Consider the following 21,261-nt stretch of genomic DNA (forward strand, 5'->3'; position numbering starts at 1 on the left):
CTCCGGCCCTCCTTATTCAGCCGGGACCATCTGGTTCGTCGCCTCAACGGCAGGCGAACGACGGACGGTCATCCAGAGGTTGTAGCACATGATGATGGCACCACCGAGGTAGAGAACCCCACCCAGTCCGCGCACCACATACATTGGGAACTTGGCGGCCACGGTGTCGGCGAACGAGTTCACGAGGAAACCGTTTGCGTCCACTTCGCGCCACATCAGGCCTTCCATGATGCCGGTCACCCACATGGATGCGGCGTAGAGGATGATGCCGATCGTGGCGAGCCAGAAGTGCCAGGACACGAGGCTGAGGCTATAGAGCCGCTCGCGGTTCCACAGGCGCGGCACGAGGAAGTAGAGCGCGCCGAAGGTGATCATGCCGTTCCAGCCCAGAGCGCCGGAGTGAACGTGGCCGATCGTCCAGTCGGTGTAGTGCGACAGCGAGTTCACCGCGCGGATCGACATCATCGGACCTTCGAAGGTCGACATGCCGTAGAAGCCGACCGAGATGACCATCATGCGGATGATCGGATCGGTGCGCAGCTTGTCCCAGGCCCCCGACAGCGTCATCAGGCCGTTGATCATGCCACCCCACGAAGGCATCCACAGCACGATCGAGAACACCATGCCCAGCGTCGAAGCCCAGTCAGGCAGCGCGGTATAGTGCAGGTGGTGCGGACCGGCCCAGATGTAGATGAAGATCAGCGCCCAGAAGTGGATGATCGACAGCTTGTACGAGAAAACCGGGCGTTCGGCCTGTTTCGGCACGAAATAGTACATCATGCCCAGGAAGCCCGCGGTCAGGAAGAAGCCCACGGCGTTGTGGCCGTACCACCATTGCGTCATCGCGTCCTGCACGCCCGAGAAGACCTGAACCGATTTCGAACCGAAGATCGACACCGGGATCGACAGGTTGTTGACGATGTGAAGCATCGCAACGGTGATGATGAAGCTGAGGTAGAACCAGTTGGCCACGTAGATATGCGGCTCTTTGCGCTTTACGATCGTCCCCACGAAGACCGCAAAGTAAGCCACCCAGACGATGGTCAGCCACCAGTCGACATACCATTCGGGTTCTGCGTATTCCTTGGATTGCGTCGCGCCCAGGATGTAGCCCGTGGCCGCAAGCACGATCACCAGCTGGAAGCCCCAGAAAACGAACCATGCCAGGTTGCCGCCCCACAGGCGCGCGGCGCTGGTGCGCTGCACGACGTAGAACGACGTCGCGATCAGGGCGTTGCCGCCGAAGGCGAAGATAACCGCCGAAGTGTGAAGGGGACGCAGCTTGCCAAAGTTCAGAAACCCTTGCGCCCATTCGAAATTGAGCTGCGGGAAGGCCAGCTGGAATGCGATCGTCACACCAACGAGGAAACCGACGACACCCCACAGGGCGGTGGCGATAACCCCGGCGCGCACGACGCCGTCCATATATTCACCCGAAAGATCGACATTCGGCACAGGCTCGTCGGTGCGGCGCAATGTCCAGATGAACAAAGCGATCGCGGCAAGTGCCACGGTCACCGCATTGACGAGATATGCCAGATCGCGTGCGTAATTGGCCGCGATCAGCGCAAAAAGCGCGATCAAGCCAAGCGCGATCAGCTTGAAGTAGTTAACCATTTTGCGTCCCTTCGTCTGTCCCCGCGCGATTCGCGTTGTCACACGGGTAGGTTTAGACTGTTCGCTTAATGGGATGCGCGGGCGGCCTGTGCCTTGATCTGCATCAAAGGCGGCATGCGGTTTTTTTGACCCGCATCAAGGAACGGGACCGCGCCGCCGGATTAGGGTGGCGGTGCAAGCAGGGCGTTTTCGCGACGTCCTGACGGAATCAAAGGAGACCGATATGGCCTACAAGTCGTTGTTTTCAGTACTTACCGACGAATCCTTGGCGGGCCCTGTCCTGTCACAGGCGGCCAGGCTGGCCGAAATGAACGATGCCCATCTCGAAGCACTGTGCATGGGCGTCGATCGCAGCCAGACCGGCTATTACTACGCCGGGGCAAACGCGATGATCCTGCAGGAAAGCATCGCACGCGCCCAGGAAGAGGCCGAGACCGTCGAAGCCCGCGCCCGTGAGATCCTGGGTCCGTGGGACGTGCGCTGGAGCACCGAAAGCGGCGTGGCGCAACTGGCCGATATCGGTCGGCACGTCGCCGCGCGGGCACGGTTCTCGGACCTTGTCGTGCTGCCCCGCCCCTATGGCGACAATCGTGGCGTCGAACTGGAGCCGGTGCTGGAAGCCGCATTGTTCGAGGGCCGCACACCGGTTCTGGTCGTGCCGGACGAGAAAACCGAAGTGACGGTGCCGAAGAAAATCGTGCTGGCCTGGAACGAAAGCTCCGAAGCCCTGAGCGCCGCGCGCGCCGCGCTGCCACTGCTCAAGGCGGCCGACAGGGTGCATGTCGTGGTGATCGACCCGCCGACCCACGGGCCGAACCGGTCCGACCCCGGCGGGCTGCTGTCGCAGTACATCTCGCGCCACGGCGTCAAGGTCGAGATCGACGTGCTGTCCAAGACGATGCCGCGCGTATCCGACGTGCTGCTGCGCCATACCAAGGACATCGAAGCCGAGCTGGTCGTCATGGGTGCCTACGGCAAGTCGCGCTTCCGCGAGGCGATCCTTGGCGGGGCCACGCGCTATATGCTGGAACAAAGCGAAGTGCCTGTTTTCATGGCGCATTAGGCCCCGGCAGGAAGGGACCAGGACACAAACCGGGGGCGCGCGACACATCGCGCGCCCTTTTCATTTCCGGGCCGGTGGCCTCACACGGGAACCTGTGCGCCCGGTGCAATCGTCGGCGGCGCGGCGTTCAGCGCCTCGATGGCGAACCCTGCCGCCTTCTTGTAGCCAGCCATGAATTCGGCGCGCTCGGCCTCGGGGAATACATCGTCGATGTCGTCGAATTCGCCGCCGCAGCGGTCGTCGACGATATTCAGCATACCGAACGGGCCTGCGCCGCGATTGCGCAGGATCAGTTCCGATACCGGGCCGCAAAGCCGCGCGTCATAGGCCGCGAGTGCCTGGGCATTTACCCCGTGTGCCACCAGCTCGGACCCGATCACGCGGGCATCGATGATGGCCTGGCTCGCACCGTTCGAACCGGTCGGATACATCACATGCGCCGCGTCGCCCATCAACGCCACGCGCCCGTCGACCCATGTCGGCACCGGCTCGCGGTCGATCATGGGGTATTCATACACTTCGGCCGCGCCACGGATCAGGGCAGGCACGTCCAGCCAGTCGAAATTCCAGCCTTCGAAATGGTGCACGAAATCTTCGGCGCTGACCTTCTTGTTCCAGTCGCCTTCCCAGCCCGCGGAATTGTCGAATGTCTGTTCCGCGATCCAGTTGATGGTGGCCATGCCATCGGCATCCGTGTGCGAGATCGGATAGATCACCATGCGGTGCTTGTGCGTACCAAGCCCGACAAAGGACGATCCTGTTCGGATCGGTTTCGCCCGCGTCACGCCGCGCCACAGGATCGCACCGCCCCACTGGATCGGCGGCTGGTCGGGATGCATCTGCGCCCGGATCGCCGAATGCAGCCCGTCCGCCCCGATCAGAAGTGTCCCGGTGGCGTGGCTTTCGCGGCCTTCGGCATCGGCCAGAACCGCCGTCACGCCATCGGCGCCTTGTTCGTAGCCCGTTACACGGAGTCCCATTTGCACCGCATCCGGCCCCAGGCGTTCTACAACCTTGCCATAAAGCAGCATCTGCAACTGGCCACGGTGCACGGCATATTGCGGCCAGTTGTAACCTGCCAAAAGGCCACGCGGTTCGGCGTAGATGTCATTTCCATTGCGCCCGACCAGCGCCCATTCGCGCGCAGGCACACCGACGCGGTCAAGTTCGTCAGCGGTGAACCCCATGTCGAACAGCTCGCGCACGGCGTTCGGCTGGAGGTTGATCCCCACCCCCAGCGGCCGCAGTTCCGGCACGGACTCGTAAACCGTACAGCGAACGCCGACCTGGTGCAGCGTCAGCGCGAGCGAAAGACCGGCAATGCCGCCGCCGGCAATGAGAATGTGGGGGTTCGTCATGTCCTGAGCCTTCACCTGTTTGCCAGGTGTTTATCAAGTATAACGATTTGCGCAAATACGCTGTGCGACGTCAGGACAGCATCCCGCCGTCGCTGTCGTCGCCGGCCTCGTCCAGAAGGCGGCTGAAGTCGGGCACCGTCACATGACGCTTGCCTTCGAGTTCGATGACGCCGTCACGCTTGAGCGCCGAAATCTGGCGGCTGACGGTTTCCAGCGTCAGCCCGAGATAGTCGGCCATCGCCTCACGCGTGAGGGGCAGGTCGAAAACCAGCGAGTTCTGCTGCGTCTGCAGGTTCAGCGTCGCATCGCGGCGGGCGATGATCGACAGCAGGCTGGCGATCTTTTCCCGCGCCGTCTTGCGGCCCAGAACCAGCATCCATTCGCGCGCGGCATCCAGTTCGTCCAGCGTCATTTCCAACAGGCGGTGGGCGATATGCGGCGTGTCGGCCATCAGCTCTTCGAACGGTTTCTTGCGGAAACAGCACATCACCATGTCTGTCGTTGCCACGACATCATAGGGCGATCCATCTCGGCCCGGACGGCCCACGAAATCGCTGGGCAGCAAAAGACCCACCATCTGTGTGCGGCCGTCTTCCATCGTCTGGGTCAGCGTGGCGATTCCCGACACGACCGAGCCCACGAAATCCATCCGGTCACCCGACCAGATTATCGTCTGGCCGGCCTGGAAGTTGCGGTAATACTTGATTTCTTCCAGCCGCTCGAGCTCGTCCGCCTCACAGCGCGCGCATACAGCCCTATGGCGAATAGGGCAGTCGCCACAGTCGTGTGCAACCGTTTTTATGTCTTCATTCAGCATGTATGCGTTCGCGCGCTTGATCTGGGTCAATGATGACCCGTGTGTCCTGCTGTACAGGCTAGGCTTATGGCCACGAAAACGCAACTTGCAAAACTGGGACTGTTTGACGCGAAGGTGCCGCGGTACACGAGCTATCCGACCGCGCCGCATTTTTCGCCAGCCATCGGACCCACCGATTTTGCCAACTGGATCAGCGCGATTTCGCCCGGATCCCGTATCTCGCTTTATGTACATGTACCGTTTTGCCGCCGTTTGTGCTGGTTCTGCGCCTGTCGCACCCAGGGCACCCAAAGCGACGAGCCCGTCCGTGCATACCTGGAAACCCTCAAAGCCGAACTTGCGATGCTTGGCGCCGCACTGCCGCGGGGCGTCACGCTGTCGCGCCTGCACTGGGGAGGCGGCACGCCCACTCTCTTGAAGCCCGAGATGATGCAGGAACTGGCCGAATCGATTTTCGCGGTCGCGCCCCTGTCGGACGAAGCCGAGTTCTCGGTCGAAATCGACCCGAACGAAATCGACGCCACGCGGTTGGATGTGCTGGCCGCTGCCGGCATGAACCGGGCATCCATCGGCGTTCAGGATTTCGATGACGAGATCCAGAACATCATCGGACGTATCCAGGGCTACGAAGTGACCCGCAAGGCCGTCGACATGATCCGCGAGCGCGGTGTGCAAAGCCTGAATGCGGACATCCTTTTCGGCTTGCCGCATCAGTCCAAGGCGCGGATCACCGAAACCGTCCAGAAACTGCTGTCTTTCAACCCGGGTCGCGTGGCGCTTTACGGGTATGCGCATGTGCCCTGGATGGCCAAGCGCCAGCAACTGATCCCTTCGGATGCGCTGCCGACGCCGCAGGAACGGCTGGATCTATTCGAAACCGCGCGGCGGCTGTTCATGTGGGACGGGTATGACGAGATCGGCATCGACCACTTCGCCCGCCCCGAGGACGGATTGTCGCGTGCGCTGCGCGCAGGCAAGCTGCGTCGAAATTTCCAGGGCTACACCGACGATCCGGCCGATGTGCTGATCGGGGTTGGTGCCTCGTCGATTTCGCGGTTCCCCCAAGGTTACGCACAGAACGCGCCCGCGACCTCGGCCTATACCGCGGCCATACGCGACGGGCGGTTCTCCGTCGCGCGCGGACATGCGTTCAAGGGCGAAGACCTGTTGCGGTCGCGGATGATCGAGGCACTGATGTGCGATTTCCGCATCGACGCGGATGAGATCACCGGCAGCTTCGGCATTCCGAAAGCCGAGTTGATGGCCCGGCTTCAAGCCGTGGCGGCAGAGTTCGACGGGCTGATCAAAGTGACCGATGCGGGGCTCGATATCCCGGTCGACGCCCGTCCGCTGACCCGCATGATCGCACGTGCCTTTGACGCCTACGACCTGAGCAAGGCCGGCCACAGCTCGGCCATCTAGGCCGGGCCGGTGCGCATCGGCACTTTCAACATCCAGAACCTGCGCCTGCGTGGCGCGGTTCTGGATGGCGCGCATGATCGCGACACACCAGACACCCCGGATTCCTGGGCCGACAGGATAGACCGCCGGCTTGGGGCGCAGGTGATCGCAGCACTGAATGCCGACATTCTTGCCCTGCAGGAGGTGTTCGACCAGGCCACTCTGGACCATTTCCACGACACCTACATGCTGCCGGCCGGTGTGCCCCCCTACCCGCACCGCATCTGCATGCCCGGCAATGACGGGCGCGGGCAGGATGTCGCGCTGCTCAGCCGGGTGGCACCGCTTGCAGTATCCAGCCATATCGACCTGCGCCCGGCGGATCTGGGCCTGGCGCCACCGCCCGGAGTGCATCCCGACACGCCGATATTCAGACGCGACTGCCTCGAGGTCGAGTTCGAGGCGATCACGCTGTTCATCTGCCATTTCAAGGCACCCTATCCCGATCCCGTCGCAGCCTGGCCCGTGCGCCGGCAAGAGGCACTGGCCGTCCGCCACCTGGTCGAGGCACGGGGCCGCGACATGTGGCTGATCCTGGGCGATCTGAACGACCCCGCGCACCCTGCGGGCGATCCGGCCACGGCACCGATCCTGCCGCCCTTTTCCGTCGACCTGTTGGCGCGCCTGCCACAAGGCGCGCGCTGGTCGGCGCATGACCCGTGGGACGACATTTACTGGCGCTCGGACGGGATGCTGGCCAGCCCTGCACTGGCGCGGGCCTGCCCCGACGCGATCCCCGACCTGCACCGCGAGGGCTTGTCGCTCGAGGCGGGACGCAATGCCGGTCTTCACCTGCCCGAAGTCGGCCACCATCGTCCACATGCCAGCGACCATGCCGCATTGGTGATCGACCTGCCGCTGGCTTGACAGGATGGCCGCAGAACAGGACCATCGGGCATGCTCCACCGTCTTTGCCTTGTTCTGTTACTGACGCTCGCGCCGCAGGCGGGCCAGGCAGGGGACATAACCCATATCTGCGCGACAGGCGATACGGTGACAGCCCCAGACTCCGCGTTGGTCGAACGCGCCTGCGCGGCGCTGGCCACGGCACTGCCCAGGCTGGCCCAATGCCATCTGCCCAGACCGGAACCTTTGAGTATCCTCGTGACTGACGCGATCCTCGGCGACCACCCCGATTGCATGGGGCTGTTCGACTGCAAGGCAAACCTGATCCAGGTTCTTCCGCCCAGCGCGCTGGAACAGATCTTTCGCGCGGATTCACCCTATCTTCGCATCTCGTCCACGCTGTTGTTCGAAAGCCTGATCGTGCACGAGGTGACTCATGCCCTGGTCTACCAGGCGATGGGGCCCGACAGCGGCCCCCGCGCGCAGAACGAATTCATGGCCTACGCCATGCAATACGATTTCCTGCCCGATGCCGCACGGGAAAAGCTGCTCGAGGGGCGCGCAAACGGTGGCACGGTCACGCTTGAATCGATCAACGGGCTGATCCTGGCCATGGCGCCCGATGCCTTTGCCGCGCGGGTATGGTTCTATTTTTCCCGGCCCGAAAACGGCTGCGACCTGTTCGGCAAACTGATCCGGCGCGAGATGGTGTTCGACGGCGTCCACCCCTGACCGAGCCGGTCAGCCCGCCAGATCCAACGCTGCAGACAATAGCGTGCGGGCATATTCTGTCTGCGGATTGGTGAACAGATCCTCGGCCTTGCCGGCCTCGACCACATCGCCCTGTTTCATCACGATGATCTTGTGGCTCATGGCGCGAACGACGTTCAGGTCGTGACTGATGAACAGGTAGGCCAGCCCGTATTTTACCTGCAGATCACGCAGCAGATCGACGATCTGCACCTGCACGGTCATGTCCAGCGCGCTTGTGGGTTCGTCGAGCACCACCAGACGCGGCCGCAGGATCATGGCGCGGGCGATGGCGATGCGCTGGCGCTGGCCGCCGGAAAATTCGTGCGGATAGCGGTGCATCGTGGCGGGGTCCAGCCCCACCTCTTCCATGATCTCGGCAACCATCTGGTTGGCGTTGCGCCCCGGCGCCGTGCCATGCACGCCCAACCCTTCGGCAATGATCTGTTCGCAGGTCATGCGCGGCGACAGGCTGCCAAACGGGTCCTGGAACACGATCTGCATCTCGCGCCGCAACCCGCGCAGCTTTTTCGTCGACCAGCCGCGCACGTCCTGCCCGTCATAGGTGATCCCGCCGGTGGACTGGATCAGCCGCATGATCGCCAACGCCAGCGTGGTCTTGCCCGATCCGCTTTCGCCGACGATTCCCAGCGTTTCGCCCTCGCGCACGTCGATCGTGGCGTCGTTCACCGCCTTCACATACCCGACCGTGCGCTTCAGAAAGCCCTTCTGGATCGGGAACCACACACGCAGCCCATCCGTCGACACAAGCGACTTCGCCTCTTCGGGCACGGGTGCCGGCGATCCGACCGCGCGCGCACCCAACAGCTTTCGCGTATAGGGGTGCTGCGGGTTGGCGAATATCTCGGCGGTCGGCCCGGCCTCGACGATCTCGCCATCCTTCATCACGCAGACCTTGTCGGCAATGCGCTGCACAATGCCCAGGTCATGGGTGATGAACAGCAGGCCCATGTCCTCGGTCTGTTTCAGCTCGGCCAGCAATTCCAGGATCTGGGCCTGGATCGTCACGTCCAGCGCCGTCGTCGGCTCGTCGGCGATCAGCAGGTCGGGCTTGTTGGCAAGCGCCATCGCGATCATCACCCGCTGGCGCTGCCCGCCGGACAACTGGTGCGGATAGGCGTTCAACCGTTCCTCGGGGTCGCGGATGCCAACACGGTTGAGCAGTTCAAGAATGCGGTCGCGCACGGCGCTGCCCTCAAGGCCCTGGTGCAGTTCGATCGATTCCCGAAGCTGCTTTTCGATCGTGTGCAGCGGGTTGAGCGAGGTCATCGGCTCTTGAAAGATAAAGCTGATGTCGTTGCCACGCACCTGCCGCAGCAGCTTGTCGCCCGCGCCGATCATCTGCTGGTCTTCATAGGTGACGGACCCGCCCACCTGCGCACTGGGCGGCAGCAGGCCGACGGTCGACAACGCGGTCACCGACTTGCCCGACCCGGATTCGCCCACCAGAGCCACGGTTTCCCCACGGTCGACGGAAAACGAAACACCACGCACGGCGGGGTTGACCTTGCCGTCCTGCCGGAAGGCCACGGTCAGGTCGCGGACTTCGAGCACACTCATTGAAACGTCTTTCTGGGGTCGAACGCGTCACGCACCCCTTCGAAGATGAAGACCAGAAGCGACAGCATGATCGCGAAGGTGAAGAAGGCGGTGAAGGCCAGCCAGGGCGCATCCAGGTTCTGCTTGGCCTGAAGCGTCAGTTCCCCCAGCGACGGCGCCGAGGACGGCAGGCCGAAGCCCAGGAAATCGAGACTGGCCAGCAGCCCGATCGTTCCCGTGACGATAAAGGGAAGCATGGTCAGCGTCGCGACCATCGCGTTGGGCAGCATGTGGCGGAACATGATCGTCCAATTGCTGACGCCCAACGCCTTGGCCGCGCGGACGTATTCCAGGTTCCGCGCGCGCAGGAACTCGGCCCGCACCACGCCCACAAGCGCCGTCCAGCCGAACAGTACCGTTATGAAGACAAGCAACCAGAACCCCCGCCCGAGTATCGCGAACAGGATGATGATCACGTAAAGCTGCGGCATCGCGGTCCAGATTTCGATCACACGCTGGAATATCAGGTCCAGCCACCCACCGAAAAAGCCCTGCAACGCCCCCGCGATGATGCCGATGATACTGGCCAGCGTGGTGACGATAAGCGTGAACAGGATCGACAGCCGGAAGCCATAGATTACCCGCGCCAGCACGTCGCGCTTGGTGTCGTCGGTCCCCAGCAGGTTCTGGTCGTTGGGCGGCAGCGGCGCGGCGCCGGGCCGGTCCACCGTCGTGTCGTAGGAATAGGGCAGTGGCGGCCAGAGCGCCCAGCCCTTGGCGATCTCCGAGCCGTCGATCACGCCGTCCTGCGCATCCTCAATCAGGTCTTCGGGCTCGTCGAAACAGGCGTCGGTTCCGCCGGTTTCGATCAGGCATTGCACCACCGGATCGCGGTAATCCGCCTCGGTCTGGAAATCGCCACCAAACGCGGTTTCCGGGTAGAACCGGAAGATCGGCGTGTAATATTCGCCCCGGTACTGCACCAGGATCGGTTTGTCGTTGGCGATGAATTCGGCGAACAGCGACAGGCCGAACAGAACCGAGAACACGATCAGCGACCAGAAGGCCCGCCTGTTGCGTCGAAAGTTGCGCCAGCGCCGCTGGTTGAGGGGGGAAAGCGCCATTTACCCCTCTCTCTTTTCGAAATCGATGCGCGGATCGACCAGCACATACATCAGGTCCGACAGGATGCCGACCAGCAGGCCGATCAGGCCAAAGATGAACAGCGTGCCGAACACGATCGGGTAGTCGCGCTGCAACGCGGCCTCGAACCCCAGAAGACCAAGGCCGTTCAGCGAAAACAGCTTTTCGATGATGATCGAACCGGTGAAGAAGATGCTGATGAACGCCGCCGGAAAGCCCGCGATCACGATCAGCATGGCGTTGCGGAAAACATGGCCATAAAGCACTTGCCGCTCGCTCAAGCCCTTGGCGCGGGCTGTGATCACGTATTGCTTTTTTATCTCGTCCAGAAAGCTGTTCTTGGTCAGCAGCGTCAGCGTGGCAAAGGCGGAAATCGTCGAAGCGACGACCGGCAAGGTGATGTGCCAGAAATAATCGCCCACCTTTTCCCACCAGGTCAGCGTGTCCCAAACCGCCTGTTCGCTCGTCAGCCCCCGGAACGGAAATATCTGCAGATACGATCCGCCCGCGAACAGGACCAGCAGCAGGATCGCGAACAGGAAACCGGGGATCGCGTAGGCCACGATCACCACCGTCGATGTCCAGCTATCGAAACGCGATCCATCCTGCACGGCCTTTCGGATGCCCATCGGGATCGAGATCAGATAGGCCAGCAAGGTCGACCACAACCCCAGCGAAATCGATACCGGCATCGCCTGGATGATCAGGTCGGTGACTTCCTGTTTCTTGAACCAGCTTTCCCCGAAATCCAGCCGCGCATAGTTCCACATCATGTTCAGGAACCGTTCCAGCGGCGGCTTGTCAAAGCCGAATTCTTGTTCAAGCTGGGCGATGAATTCAGGCGGCAGGCCGCGCGCGCCGATATATTCCTCGTTGTCGGGCACATCCATGCCGGCGTCATTGCCGCTACCGGCAAAGCCCGCGGTCACGTCGCCCTGCCCCTGCATCTGGGCGATCACCTGTTCGACCGGTCCGCCCGGCACGAACTGCGTGAGGACGAAATTGATGATCATGATCCCCAACAGCGTCGGGATGATCAGCAACAATCGCCGAAGGATATAGGCGCCCATCTGCCGGTATTCCCCCCGCTTATCTCAGCGCGCCTTCGGCCCTGAGCTTTTCGGCTTTCTCCGCGTCATACCACCAGAAATCCAAAAGGCCCACGGAATAGGTCGGCAGCTCTTCGGGGTGATCGTACTGGTCCCAATAAGCGATCCAGACGCTGGGATTGTACCAGACCGGGATCATGAACCGTTCCCAGCGCAACGCACGGTCCAGCGCGCGCAATGCGACATCACGCTCTTCCACGGTTTCGCTCAGCAGGGAAATGTCGATGATCCGGTCGACCATCGGACTGGCAAGGCCCGCGGGGTTGAACAGGCTGAACGCCGCCTCCTTGGAGCCATACATCTGGTGCAGCCCGGTCCCGGTATCCAGGAACGCGCGGTACTGGTCGAAAATCAGGTCGAAATCGCGGTCGCGTTCCCGTAGCGTGTATTGCGACGGATCGACCTTTTCCACCGATGCGTCGATGCCCATTTTCTGCAGGTTTTGCACAAAGGTTTCGACCACCGATTCCAGCGTGGGAGAACCCGCCGTGTTCAGCAGGAAATCGATCTTCATCACCCGGCCCTGCGCGTTGCGGCGAATGCCGTCATCGCCCACGGTCCAGCCGGCCTCGTCCAGCAGCTTCATCGCGCGGCGCAGATTGCGGCGGTCGGTCAGCCGCTCTTCGGACGAGCTGTGCGCCATGACGGCCGGTTCGGTCAGCATCTCGGGCGGCACGATGTCGCCCAGCGATTTCAGCAGTTCCAGCTCGGCGCCTTCGGGCACGCCCTGCGCCTCGAGAGGGGAACCCTGGGTAAAGGAATGGCGCTGCTCGAACAGGCCGTATTGCAGCGACGCGTTCGTCCACTCGAAGTTATAGGCCAGCGAAACCGCCTCGCGCACGCGGCGGTCCTGGAACTTTTCCCGCCCGAGGTTGAAGATGATGCCGGTCGGCGCGGGTGGTGTGCCGTCAGGCAGGTCTTCCATCTTGACCCAACCTTTCTGCACCGCCGGGAAATCGTACCCGGTGGCCCAGAGGCGCGAGTTGCCTTCGGGACGCACGGTGAATTCGCCGGCCTTGAAGGCCTCGAACGCGGCGGTGTCGTCCCCGAAATATTCCACGCGGATACGGTCGAAATTATGCCGGCCCTTGTTGATCGGCAGGTCTTTGCCCCAGTAATCGGGATTGCGCTTGTAGACGATGCGCCGGTTCACCTCGACCTCTTCGACCATGTAGGGGCCCGATCCCGGCGCCGCTTCGAGCCTGGGTTCATCCAGCCGCGCGCCCGTCTTTTCGAACCAGTGCTTGGGCCAGACCGGAACGCTGCCCACCTGGTCGATCAGCGACCGGCGGGAAATGTCCTTGGCAAAGGTGAACTTGACCGTGTGGTCGTCCAGCGCTTCGGCGGTCAGAACGCGCACCTTCACCGCCTGCGCATAGGATGGCAGGCCCTGTTCCAGCAGCAGGTTGTGCGAAAACACCACGTCATGCGCCGTCACCGGCACCCCGTCCGAAAACCGCGCTTCGGGCCGCATGTGGAAAATCACCCATTCCTTGGATTCGGGGTATTCCAGGCTCTCGGCCAGCAATCCGTACATTTCGCCATAGACATCCGCAGGCGCACCGGCACCGCTTGTCGGTTCTTCCCCCAGAAGGCTTTCGTACATCATCCACGAATACCGCCCCGCGCGCCCCTTTCGGCTGTAGGGGTTCATCGAATCGAACGTCCCCATCGCCGCAAGCGAGATTTCCCCGCCCTTCGGCGCGTCCGGGTTCACGTAATCGAAATGCGGGTAATCCTCGGGGTAGGTGAGATTGCCGAAGTAGGAATATCCGTGGCTGCGGATCATGGCATCGCCATCCTGATCCTGTGCCAGCGCCGGGATGGCCAGCGCGACAACGCCCAGCAACATCCACGTCAGAAAGGCAGCGATCCGGGCCGTCTGTCGCGGGCGCGCAACGGCGCTGGTGCGGGGGGCGGGTGTCATGCTCATCCTCCTGTCGCGTTCCGGTTCGGGATACGTCTGATATCAGTGATCTAAGCTAATGGCGCGCCTTGGCCACATTCAAGGTAAGATTGCGTGAACACGCGTGATTTCCGGTCATACAACGAAAAAGGCCGCCACCTTTCCAGGTGACGGCCCGAACCGGTCATAAAGTGTATGTGTTCACTGGCCGATGGTCGCGAGATAGGCGATCACGTCGGCACGATCCTCGGGCTTCTTGAGGCCGGCAAAGGACATCGTCGTGCCAGGCGCCCATCCCTTGGGGTTTTCCAGGAAGGCAAACAAGGTTTCCGGGGTCCACGCCTCGGCGCCCTGCTCTTCGAGAGCGCCCGAATATCCATAACCCTCGGCCGAGTCGATCGGACGCCCGACCACGCCATACAGGTACGGCCCGGTCGCGTTCTCGCCCTTTTCAAGCTTGTGGCACGCCTTGCACTTGTTGAAGACGCGTGCGCCTGCACCGGGATCACCAGCCGCCAGAACTGCGGCGACATCCATTTCCTCTGCGGGTTCTTCGGCCGCGTCATCGCCGCCTTCGACCTCGATCACGTAACCGGCGGTGTGTTCTTCGCCGCCGTGACCGCCGCCCATATGATAGAGCGTTTCGGCCCCCCATTTGCCCAGAAGAAAGATCAGAAGAGCGCCGCACAGCGCGCCACCGGCTTTCGTGATCGTCATCGTGTCAAACATGGTTCGCCCGTCCGTTTCATATCCGTCGCGGGCTATCTATTGCTTCCCCTTCGCGGTGGCAAGGTATAGTTAGCGCGACGAAACGCCCGACTTGGGCATTTTTGATGGAATACCCATGACGAAAACCAACCGCATCGCCTTTCAGGGAGAGCCGGGCGCCTATTCGCACCAGGCCTGCCACGACGCCCGCCCGGAAATGGAGGCCCTGCCCTGCCGTACCTTCGAGGACGCGATCGACGCGGTCCGCGAAGGCCGTGCGGACCTTGCGATGCTGCCTGTCGAGAACTCGACCTATGGCCGGGTGGCGGATATCCACTCGCTTTTGCCGGCCTCGGGGCTGCATATTATCGACGAGGCGTTCGTCCGGGTGCACATCAACCTTCTGGCGGTGCCCGGCACGCGCCTGGAACAGGTCGAACAGGCCATGAGCCACACCGTCCTGCTGGGTCAGTGCAAGAAATTCCTGACCAGGCACGGCATCCACCGCGTCACCGGCGCGGATACAGCCGGTTCGGCCAAGCATGTGGCCGAACTTGGCGATCCGTCCCTCGCCGCGCTTGCGGGCGACCTTGCCGCCGAGATCTACGGGCTGGACATCCTGGCCCGCCACATCGAGGACCAGGGCAACAACACCACACGGTTCCTCGTAATGTCGCGCGACGGCGATCACAGCCGCCGGGGCGACGACGGCATGATGACAAGCTTTGTCTTCCAGGTGCGCAACATCCCCGCCGCGCTTTACAAGGCGATGGGCGGTTTCGCCACCAACGGCGTCAACATGACCAAGCTGGAAAGCTACATGGTCGGCGGGTCTTTCACGGCGACGCAGTTCTATGCCGATATCGAAGGTCACCCAGATGACGACAATGTACGCCTTGCACTGGATGAACTCAGCTATTTCACGTCCGAGATGAAAATCCTGGGCGTCTACCCGGCCGATCCACGCCGGCACTGATCACCGGCGTTTCGGCCCCAACGCCGCCAGGCGCCGCGCGTTCTTGCCCGCCTTCTTTCGGATCGGTTTCAACCCGGCCCTCAGGATGGCATCGGGTGGCTGTCCCTCCAGCAACGCTTTCTGCATCGCCCACTGCGCCTTGAGCAGCGCGCGCGGCTTTTCCGTCACCATCCGCGTGGTTTCACCGGTCGATACCGCCCAGAATCCGGCCATGCCACCCAGTCGCATGGCGATAACGGCCTGCGCGTCGAACATCGCACGTGACGTTTCAAGCGCAAGCTTCCACGGGCCAAGAAAATAATCGGGGGTCCACATCGCACATCCTGCCCTTCACCCCACCCATAGGTATGAATCATAACACGAATATGGTGTCTCCGCGCGTCCGCCGCTTTCGCCGCGCGCAAATTCCGGTGTCCGCATGCAACCGCGCCACAGCGCGCGCGTCAGCCGCCCTTGGGATGCTCAAGCCGCAGGACGGGGGCGTCTTCGGGATCGGGGGCAAGTTCTTCGAAATCGAAATTGTCCAACCGGCGCGCACGGCGGCCCGCCTTGTCCGCGCTGATCTTGATCTCGGAAATATCCTTGGCCGCCTGCCCGAAGTGCCGGTCGAGGTTCTCGACCCGCGTGCCCAAACGCTCCACATCGGCAAACAGCAGGCCCAACTCACGCCGGATCGCACCCGCCTGTTCACGCATCCGCGCGTCCTTCAGGATGGCGCGCATCGTGTTCAGCGTGGCCATGCAGGTCGTGGGCGACACGATCCAGACCCGCGCGGCGAATCCTTCGCGAACCAGTTCGGGGAACCGCGCATGCAATTCGGCATAAACCGCCTCGGAGGGCAGGAACATAAGCGCCCCATCCGCGGTTTCGCCATCCAGGATGTATTTTTCCGAAATCGCCTTGATATGGCCCCGCACCGATTGCCGCATCAGGGTGGAGGCGCGGTTCAGCTGTTCCTGCGTTTCGGCGTTAACCAGCGCCTCGTACGCCTCGAGCGGGAACTTGCTGTCGATCACGATAGGGCCGGGCGGGTTGGGCAGGTAGATCAGGCAATCCGCGCGCTTGCCGTTCGACAGCGTCGCCTGCCACTGGTAGCTGTCCGATGGCAGCGCCTTGCCCACGATGTCACGCAACTGGATTTCCCCGAACGCCCCGCGCGTCTGCTTGTTTGAAAGGATGTCCTGCAGCGACAGCACGTCGCCCGACAGCTTTGTGATGTTTTCCTGCGCCTTGTCGATCGCCTGCAGCCGCTGCTGCAACTCGCCCAGCGACTGCGCCGTGCGCCGGGCCGAGCCTTGCAGGTTCTCGTTCATCTTCTCCGACACCTGGCCCAGGCGCCGCTCCATCAGTTGCAGCATGTTCGCCTGGGATGCGGCCTGCGCCTCGGACACATGGGTCAGCCCGCCCGCCAGTTGCTGCTGGCCCTGGCTCAGCGTTTCGACGCGCTGGCCCAGCATCCCGATCTGCTGCGCCAGCGGTTCGGCCATCCGCGCCGACCGTCCCGCCGCGCGCACCGCGACGACCAGCAGGATCAGGAACAACAGCGCCAGCACACCGCCCGCCAGCACCAGCAGGACCGCCGGGTCGTTCAACGCATAACTCTGGTCGCCAATCTGGATCATGTCCGCCCGAACAGCCTTTCGATATCGCTCAGCTTAAGCTCCACATAGGTGGGCCGCCCGTGGTTGCACTGGCCGGAATGCGGCGTTGCCTCCATCTCGCGCAAAAGCGCGTTCATCTCTTCGGCCCGCATCCGGCGGCCCGACCGGATCGAGCCGTGGCAGGCGACCCGGCTCAGGATCGCCTCGAGCCGCGCCTGAACGTTCATGCTGTCGCCCTGGTCGGCAAGCTCGTCCAGGATATCCAGCACCATCGCCCGCGCGTTGACCTCACCCAGAAGGGCGGGCGTTTCGCGCACCGCGACCGCACCGCCGCCGAAGGGCTCGAGCGTCAGGCCAAGGCGCGACAGGTCGTCGGCATGTTCCATCAGCCGCGCACAGTCGCCCTCCGACAACTCGACGATCTCGGGGATAAGCAACGCCTGCGCCGCAACCCCGTTTTCGGCCATCTGGCGCTTGAGCCGTTCATAAACCAACCGCTCATGGGCGGCGTGCTGATCGACGATCACGATGCCCGTGTCGGTCTGCGCGATGATGTAGTTTTCATGCACCTGCGCCCGCGCCGCACCCAGCGGCAACCCCTCATCCGCCGCTTGCGGTGCGTCCTGGGGTGTCTCTTCAACCCGCGCGCTATAGGCCAGCGCGGTTTCCGCGAATCCCACTTGCGGGGCCTGCGCCTGATAGGCCATCTGCCGCGCCCCGGGGCCGGGGCGGTCCATCTGGTAGACACGCGGCGCAACCGGCTCGGGCCGCATCGCGCCCAGCGTGGCCCCCGCCACGGTCGAGGACGCCCGATGCCCCGCCTCGCCCAGCGCATGGCGCAGCGCGCTGACGATCAGCCCGCGCACGGTGCCCGGATCACGGAACCGCACCTCGGATTTCGCCGGATGCACGTTCACGTCCACCAGCGTGGGCGCGCAATCCACGAACAGCGCGGCGACCGGGTGCCGGTCGCGGCTCAGGAAATCGAAATATGCCGCACGCAACGCGCCGATCAGCAGCTTGTCGCGCACCGGGCGGCCATTGACGAACAGGAACTGCGCCACCGCCGCACCACGCGAATAGGTGGGCAGCGCGGCAAAACCCGACAGATGAAAACCTTCGCGCTCGGCGTCGATCCGCAGGCTGTTTTCCGCGAATTCCGCCCCCAGGACGCTGGCAAGCCGCCCGTGCAGCGCATCGAACAGATCACCCGATTCCGCATCGGCGCGGAACACCACGCGCCCTTCGCCGCCGCCTGACACGTCACGCAGCACGAATGCGACGAACGGTTCGGCCATGGCCAGCCGCTTGACCACGTCGGTGATCGCCTGCGCCTCGGCCCGGTCGGTGCGCAGGAATTTCAGCCGCGCCGGAGTGGCGTAAAAGAGATCGCGCAACTCGACCACCGTTCCGGCGTTCAGCGCGGCAGGTTTCACCGGCCCGACCTGTCCACCCGCCACCGTGATCTGCGCGGCCTCTTCGCCAGCCACGCGGCTGGTGATCGTCAACCGCCCCACCGCACCAAGGCTGGGCAGCGCCTCGCCACGAAAACCGAAGCTGTTGATGTTCAGCAGGTCGGTCCCGTCGATCTTGGACGTTGCGTGGCGCGACAGGGCCAGCGGCAGATCCGCCGCCGCGATCCCGCAGCCGTCGTCACTCACCCGGATCAGCGTCTTGCCGCCATCGGCAATCGCGATGTCGATGCGCCGCGCCCCGGCGTCAATGGCGTTTTCCACCAGCTCCTTGACTGCCGAGGCCGGGCGTTCCACCACTTCGCCCGCCGCGATGCGGTTGATCGCGGCCTCGTCCAGTTGGCGGATTACCGGGCGTATGTTGGGGGCATGGGTGTTCATCCCACAAGACCTAGCATGGCACAGGCGATTCTGCCACCGGGGATCAAGCGGCCCACGCCAATCAGATACGCGCGCGATAGAGCCTGATACGCAGCCCCCCATGCGGCACGGCTGGCCCGGTATGCAGTGTCAGCCCGGTTGCCTTGGCAAGCCCCTGGTCGCTGGTCACGATCCCCACATGCCAGCCCGCGAAACGGTCCTTCAGAACCTGGCCCAGCGCGCCATAAAGCCCGAACAGCGGCTTTCGCTCGCCGATCCGTGCGCCGTAGGGCGGGTTCACGATCACGATGCCGGGCGGGCCATCGGGCGGGGTCAGCTCGCTCACCGCCTGTTCCGCGAAACTTACCCAGTCGGATACACCGGCACGAGCCGCGTTTTCGCGCGCCATGCGCACCGCACCGGGATCGCGGTCGAACCCGAAGAACCGCGCCTTTGGCACGGCCGGCCGCGACGCCCCGCGCATCGCCGCCCACCGGTCCGGCTCGAACGTGGCAAGCTGCTCGAACGCGAAATCCCGGTCGCGTCCGGGCAGCAGACCGGCGGCGATCTCGGCCGCCTCCAGCACGAAGGTGCCCGACCCGCACATCGGGTCCACGACCGTCTGGCTGCCGTCAAAGCCCATCTGCCGCAGAAACAGCGACGCCAGCGTTTCGCGCATCGGCGCCTTGCCCATCGCCTGCTTGTGCCCGCGCTTGTGCAGGCTTTCGCCGGATGTATCGACGCTGATCGTGACAAGGTTGTCGTCGATCCGCACCTTCAGCGCCACAGCCGCATCGCTGCGCACCGGCGCGCCCAGGCCGTCGGAAATCGCCTTGGCGATCCGCTGCGCCGCCGCGCGCTCGTGATAGATCTTGGAGCGGTGCGATGTCACCTCGACCTTCACCGGCACGTCGGGGCGCAACACCTCGGCCCAGGGAAACTTGCTGGCGCGCTTGTCCAGTTGCGCCAGGTGAAACGCCCGGAACTGACCGATCCGCACCAGCACCCGCGTCGCCCCGCGCAGCACGAGGTTCGCGCGCCAGGCATCGTCCCATCCGCCATTGAAACTGACACCGCCTTCGATCGCCTCAGGCAGCGGAAAGCCGGCCGCGCGCGCCTCGTCGGCAAGCGTACGCTCCATGCCTGGCGGGGCCACCAGGAAAATGTCCATCTTGTCGCTCATGCCCGCGGCATAGCGGGAAACGCGCGCCACGGCGAGAGGGTTCGTGCCCTGCGCCTAGCCCCCGACCGCGTTACGGTACCACGCGACAATCTTTTGCCTCTCTTCGTCTTCCATGTAGCTCAGGTTCGCGGGCGGCATCGCATGGGTCAGCCCCGCCTGCAGATAGATCGCCCGCGCCTGCCGCGCGATATGATATTCGGTGTCCAGCCGCACACCCTTGGGCGCCCAAAGCAGCCCGTCCCAGAACGGTTCCGAGGCGTGGCACATCGAACAGCGGCCCAGAACGATGTCATGCACCTCGTCGAACCCTTCGGCCTGCGCGAATTTCACCGCAGCGCCCTGCGCCTCCTGCGGTTCCTCGGCGCGGAACATCGGCGCGGTCGAAAGCCACATGATCAGCACGAAAATCGCCGCCGTCGCCGCCCAGGCCCAGTAGGGCATTCCCTTGCGCGCATGCATCGAGTTGAAGAAATGCCGGATCGTCACCCCCATCAGGAACACCAGGCTGGCGATGATCCAGTTGTATTCGCTGGCAAAGGCCAGCGGGTAATGGTTGCTCAGCATCAGGAAGATCACCGGCAGCGTCAGGTAGTTGTTATGCGTGCTGCGCTGCTTTGCGATCTTGCCGTATTTGGGGTCGGGCCTGTTGCCCGCGATCAGGTCGGCCACCACGACCTTCTGGTTCGGAATGATGATCATGAAGACATTGGCACTCATGATCGTGGCGGTGAACGCACCCAGGTGCAGCATTGCCGCCCGTCCCGAGAAAACGCTGGTATAGAAATACGCCATTCCCACCAGCACAACGAACAGCGCCACCATCAGCCCGGTCTGGTTGGCGTTCACGAACCGGTCGCACAGGAAATCGTAGACCAGCCAGCCAAAGGCCAGCGATGCCATCGAGATCACGATCGCCCAACCCGGATGGATGTCCCAAACGGCCGGATCGACAAGGTAGAACTCGGCCCCCAGGTAATAGACCACCGCCAAAAGCGCGAAACCCGACAGCCAGGTGGAATAGCTTTCCCATTTGAACCACACCAGCCCGTCCGGCATGTTCGACGGCGCCACCAGGTATTTCTGGATGTGATAGAACCCCCCGCCATGCACCTGCCATTCCTCGCCATCCGCGCCGGTGGAAAGGTTGCGGTCGCGGTGCAGGCCCAGGTCCAGCGCGATGAAATAGAACGACGACCCGATCCACGCGATCGCGGTGATGACATGCAGCCAGCGAATGGCGAATTCGGCCCATGCGCCCATGGCAGCCAGGTCGTACATCGGTATCTCTCCCGGTTGGTTTCGGCACAGGCTATCCGAGCCGGCATTTGTCT

At 63.3% G+C, this 21,261-nt stretch carries 18 protein-coding genes; 5 read left to right on the plus strand and 13 right to left on the minus strand.

Features of this window, described 5'->3' with window-relative positions; genetic code table 11:
* Positions 1 to 12 precede the first annotated feature (12 nt).
* Entirely contained in the window at positions 13 to 1,617 is a 1,605-nt protein-coding gene (ccoN, locus tag BLT50_RS10640) for a cytochrome-c oxidase, cbb3-type subunit I (protein WP_090028676.1), read from the minus strand.
* 223 nt (positions 1,618 to 1,840) lie between these two features.
* On the opposite strand from ccoN, the gene BLT50_RS10645 reads away from it, so the two are divergent.
* Positions 1,841 to 2,680, plus strand: a complete 840-nt coding sequence (locus tag BLT50_RS10645) for a universal stress protein (RefSeq protein WP_090028677.1) — start codon at positions 1,841 to 1,843, stop codon at positions 2,678 to 2,680.
* A gap of 80 nt (positions 2,681 to 2,760) precedes the next feature.
* On the opposite strand, the gene BLT50_RS10650 is transcribed toward BLT50_RS10645, so the two are convergent.
* Positions 2,761 to 4,038, minus strand: a complete 1,278-nt coding sequence (locus BLT50_RS10650) for a flavin-dependent oxidoreductase (protein WP_090028678.1) — start codon at positions 4,036 to 4,038, stop codon at positions 2,761 to 2,763.
* Between the two features lie 70 nt (positions 4,039 to 4,108).
* Positions 4,109 to 4,855: a transcriptional regulator FnrL gene (gene fnrL / locus BLT50_RS10655; protein WP_090028865.1), complete on the minus strand. Its 747-nt coding sequence runs from the start codon at positions 4,853 to 4,855 to the stop codon at positions 4,109 to 4,111.
* Between the two features lie 66 nt (positions 4,856 to 4,921).
* Here fnrL and hemN point away from each other — a divergent pair, with 66 nt between their 5' ends.
* Genes hemN through BLT50_RS10670 form a run of 3 tightly spaced genes read left to right on the plus strand, consistent with a single transcriptional unit; the run spans position 4,922 to position 7,894 of the window.
* On the plus strand, positions 4,922 to 6,277 hold the full coding sequence (hemN, locus tag BLT50_RS10660) for an oxygen-independent coproporphyrinogen III oxidase (RefSeq protein WP_090028679.1): 1,356 nt from the start codon (positions 4,922 to 4,924) through the stop codon (positions 6,275 to 6,277).
* Positions 6,278 to 6,286: 9 nt separating this feature from the next.
* The gene (locus tag BLT50_RS10665; protein WP_090028680.1) at positions 6,287 to 7,183 is read left to right on the plus strand and encodes an endonuclease/exonuclease/phosphatase family protein; all 897 of its coding nucleotides are present in this window, start codon (positions 6,287 to 6,289) and stop codon (positions 7,181 to 7,183) included.
* Positions 7,184 to 7,213: 30 nt separating this feature from the next.
* Entirely contained in the window at positions 7,214 to 7,894 is a 681-nt protein-coding gene (locus BLT50_RS10670; RefSeq protein WP_090028681.1) for a DUF6639 family protein, read from the plus strand.
* A gap of 9 nt (positions 7,895 to 7,903) precedes the next feature.
* Here BLT50_RS10670 and BLT50_RS10675 read toward each other — a convergent pair whose 3' ends face one another.
* The 5 genes from BLT50_RS10675 to BLT50_RS10695 all read right to left on the minus strand — a co-directional run bounded on the left by BLT50_RS10675 (position 7,904) and on the right by BLT50_RS10695 (position 14,347).
* Positions 7,904 to 9,493, minus strand: coding sequence for an ABC transporter ATP-binding protein (locus BLT50_RS10675; protein ID WP_090028682.1), 1,590 nt, complete (start codon positions 9,491 to 9,493; stop codon positions 7,904 to 7,906).
* Entirely contained in the window at positions 9,490 to 10,596 is a 1,107-nt protein-coding gene (locus tag BLT50_RS10680; protein WP_090028683.1) for an ABC transporter permease, read from the minus strand. The genes BLT50_RS10675 and BLT50_RS10680 overlap by 4 nt, the downstream gene beginning before the upstream one ends.
* Positions 10,597 to 11,685 (minus strand): microcin C ABC transporter permease YejB, encoded by a 1,089-nt coding sequence (locus BLT50_RS10685; RefSeq protein WP_090028684.1) that lies wholly within the window; start codon positions 11,683 to 11,685, stop codon positions 10,597 to 10,599.
* Between the two features lie 19 nt (positions 11,686 to 11,704).
* Positions 11,705 to 13,657, minus strand: coding sequence for an extracellular solute-binding protein (locus tag BLT50_RS10690; RefSeq protein WP_090028685.1), 1,953 nt, complete (start codon positions 13,655 to 13,657; stop codon positions 11,705 to 11,707).
* 174 nt (positions 13,658 to 13,831) lie between these two features.
* On the minus strand, positions 13,832 to 14,347 hold the full coding sequence (locus BLT50_RS10695; RefSeq protein ID WP_342706701.1) for a c-type cytochrome: 516 nt from the start codon (positions 14,345 to 14,347) through the stop codon (positions 13,832 to 13,834).
* A gap of 127 nt (positions 14,348 to 14,474) precedes the next feature.
* On the opposite strand from BLT50_RS10695, the gene BLT50_RS10700 reads away from it, so the two are divergent.
* Positions 14,475 to 15,314, plus strand: a complete 840-nt coding sequence (locus tag BLT50_RS10700; RefSeq protein WP_090028687.1) for a prephenate dehydratase — start codon at positions 14,475 to 14,477, stop codon at positions 15,312 to 15,314.
* Here BLT50_RS10700 and BLT50_RS10705 read toward each other — a convergent pair whose 3' ends face one another.
* The 5 genes from BLT50_RS10705 to BLT50_RS10725 all read right to left on the minus strand — a co-directional run bounded on the left by BLT50_RS10705 (position 15,315) and on the right by BLT50_RS10725 (position 21,208).
* Positions 15,315 to 15,629 (minus strand): hypothetical protein, encoded by a 315-nt coding sequence (locus BLT50_RS10705; protein WP_090028688.1) that lies wholly within the window; start codon positions 15,627 to 15,629, stop codon positions 15,315 to 15,317.
* Positions 15,630 to 15,757: 128 nt separating this feature from the next.
* Positions 15,758 to 16,936: a DNA recombination protein RmuC gene (locus BLT50_RS10710; protein WP_090028689.1), complete on the minus strand. Its 1,179-nt coding sequence runs from the start codon at positions 16,934 to 16,936 to the stop codon at positions 15,758 to 15,760.
* Positions 16,933 to 18,768: a DNA mismatch repair endonuclease MutL gene (mutL, locus tag BLT50_RS10715; protein ID WP_090028690.1), complete on the minus strand. Its 1,836-nt coding sequence runs from the start codon at positions 18,766 to 18,768 to the stop codon at positions 16,933 to 16,935. Before mutL ends, BLT50_RS10710 begins: the two co-directional genes overlap by 4 nt.
* Positions 18,769 to 18,829: 61 nt before the next feature.
* Positions 18,830 to 19,930: a THUMP domain-containing class I SAM-dependent RNA methyltransferase gene (locus BLT50_RS10720; protein WP_090028691.1), complete on the minus strand. Its 1,101-nt coding sequence runs from the start codon at positions 19,928 to 19,930 to the stop codon at positions 18,830 to 18,832.
* A gap of 54 nt (positions 19,931 to 19,984) precedes the next feature.
* Positions 19,985 to 21,208: a urate hydroxylase PuuD gene (locus tag BLT50_RS10725; RefSeq protein WP_090028692.1), complete on the minus strand. Its 1,224-nt coding sequence runs from the start codon at positions 21,206 to 21,208 to the stop codon at positions 19,985 to 19,987.
* Positions 21,209 to 21,261 lie beyond the last annotated feature (53 nt).

It is taken from the genome of Lutimaribacter saemankumensis (assembly GCF_900100005.1).
Lineage (GTDB): Bacteria > Pseudomonadota > Alphaproteobacteria > Rhodobacterales > Rhodobacteraceae > Lutimaribacter > Lutimaribacter saemankumensis.

Excerpts from the sequence above, each read along its gene's own strand:
- ccoN (WP_090028676.1), bottom strand. The coding sequence starts at position 1,617 with ATGGTTAACTACTTCAAGCTGATCGCGCTTGGCTTGATCGCGCTTTTT.
- BLT50_RS10645 (WP_090028677.1), top strand. The coding sequence starts at position 1,841 with ATGGCCTACAAGTCGTTGTTTTCAGTACTTACCGACGAATCCTTGGCG.
- BLT50_RS10650 (WP_090028678.1), bottom strand. The coding sequence starts at position 4,038 with ATGACGAACCCCCACATTCTCATTGCCGGCGGCGGCATTGCCGGTCTT.
- fnrL (WP_090028865.1), bottom strand. The coding sequence starts at position 4,855 with ATGCTGAATGAAGACATAAAAACGGTTGCACACGACTGTGGCGACTGC.
- hemN (WP_090028679.1), top strand. The coding sequence starts at position 4,922 with ATGGCCACGAAAACGCAACTTGCAAAACTGGGACTGTTTGACGCGAAG.
- BLT50_RS10670 (WP_090028681.1), top strand. The coding sequence starts at position 7,214 with ATGCTCCACCGTCTTTGCCTTGTTCTGTTACTGACGCTCGCGCCGCAG.
- BLT50_RS10675 (WP_090028682.1), bottom strand. The coding sequence starts at position 9,493 with ATGAGTGTGCTCGAAGTCCGCGACCTGACCGTGGCCTTCCGGCAGGAC.
- BLT50_RS10680 (WP_090028683.1), bottom strand. The coding sequence starts at position 10,596 with ATGGCGCTTTCCCCCCTCAACCAGCGGCGCTGGCGCAACTTTCGACGC.
- BLT50_RS10685 (WP_090028684.1), bottom strand. The coding sequence starts at position 11,685 with ATGGGCGCCTATATCCTTCGGCGATTGTTGCTGATCATCCCGACGCTG.
- BLT50_RS10690 (WP_090028685.1), bottom strand. The coding sequence starts at position 13,657 with ATGAGCATGACACCCGCCCCCCGCACCAGCGCCGTTGCGCGCCCGCGA.
- BLT50_RS10695 (WP_342706701.1), bottom strand. The coding sequence starts at position 14,347 with ATGACGATCACGAAAGCCGGTGGCGCGCTGTGCGGCGCTCTTCTGATC.
- BLT50_RS10700 (WP_090028687.1), top strand. The coding sequence starts at position 14,475 with ATGACGAAAACCAACCGCATCGCCTTTCAGGGAGAGCCGGGCGCCTAT.
- BLT50_RS10705 (WP_090028688.1), bottom strand. The coding sequence starts at position 15,629 with ATGTGGACCCCCGATTATTTTCTTGGCCCGTGGAAGCTTGCGCTTGAA.
- BLT50_RS10710 (WP_090028689.1), bottom strand. The coding sequence starts at position 16,936 with ATGATCCAGATTGGCGACCAGAGTTATGCGTTGAACGACCCGGCGGTC.
- mutL (WP_090028690.1), bottom strand. The coding sequence starts at position 18,768 with ATGAACACCCATGCCCCCAACATACGCCCGGTAATCCGCCAACTGGAC.
- BLT50_RS10720 (WP_090028691.1), bottom strand. The coding sequence starts at position 19,930 with ATGAGCGACAAGATGGACATTTTCCTGGTGGCCCCGCCAGGCATGGAG.
- BLT50_RS10725 (WP_090028692.1), bottom strand. The coding sequence starts at position 21,208 with ATGTACGACCTGGCTGCCATGGGCGCATGGGCCGAATTCGCCATTCGC.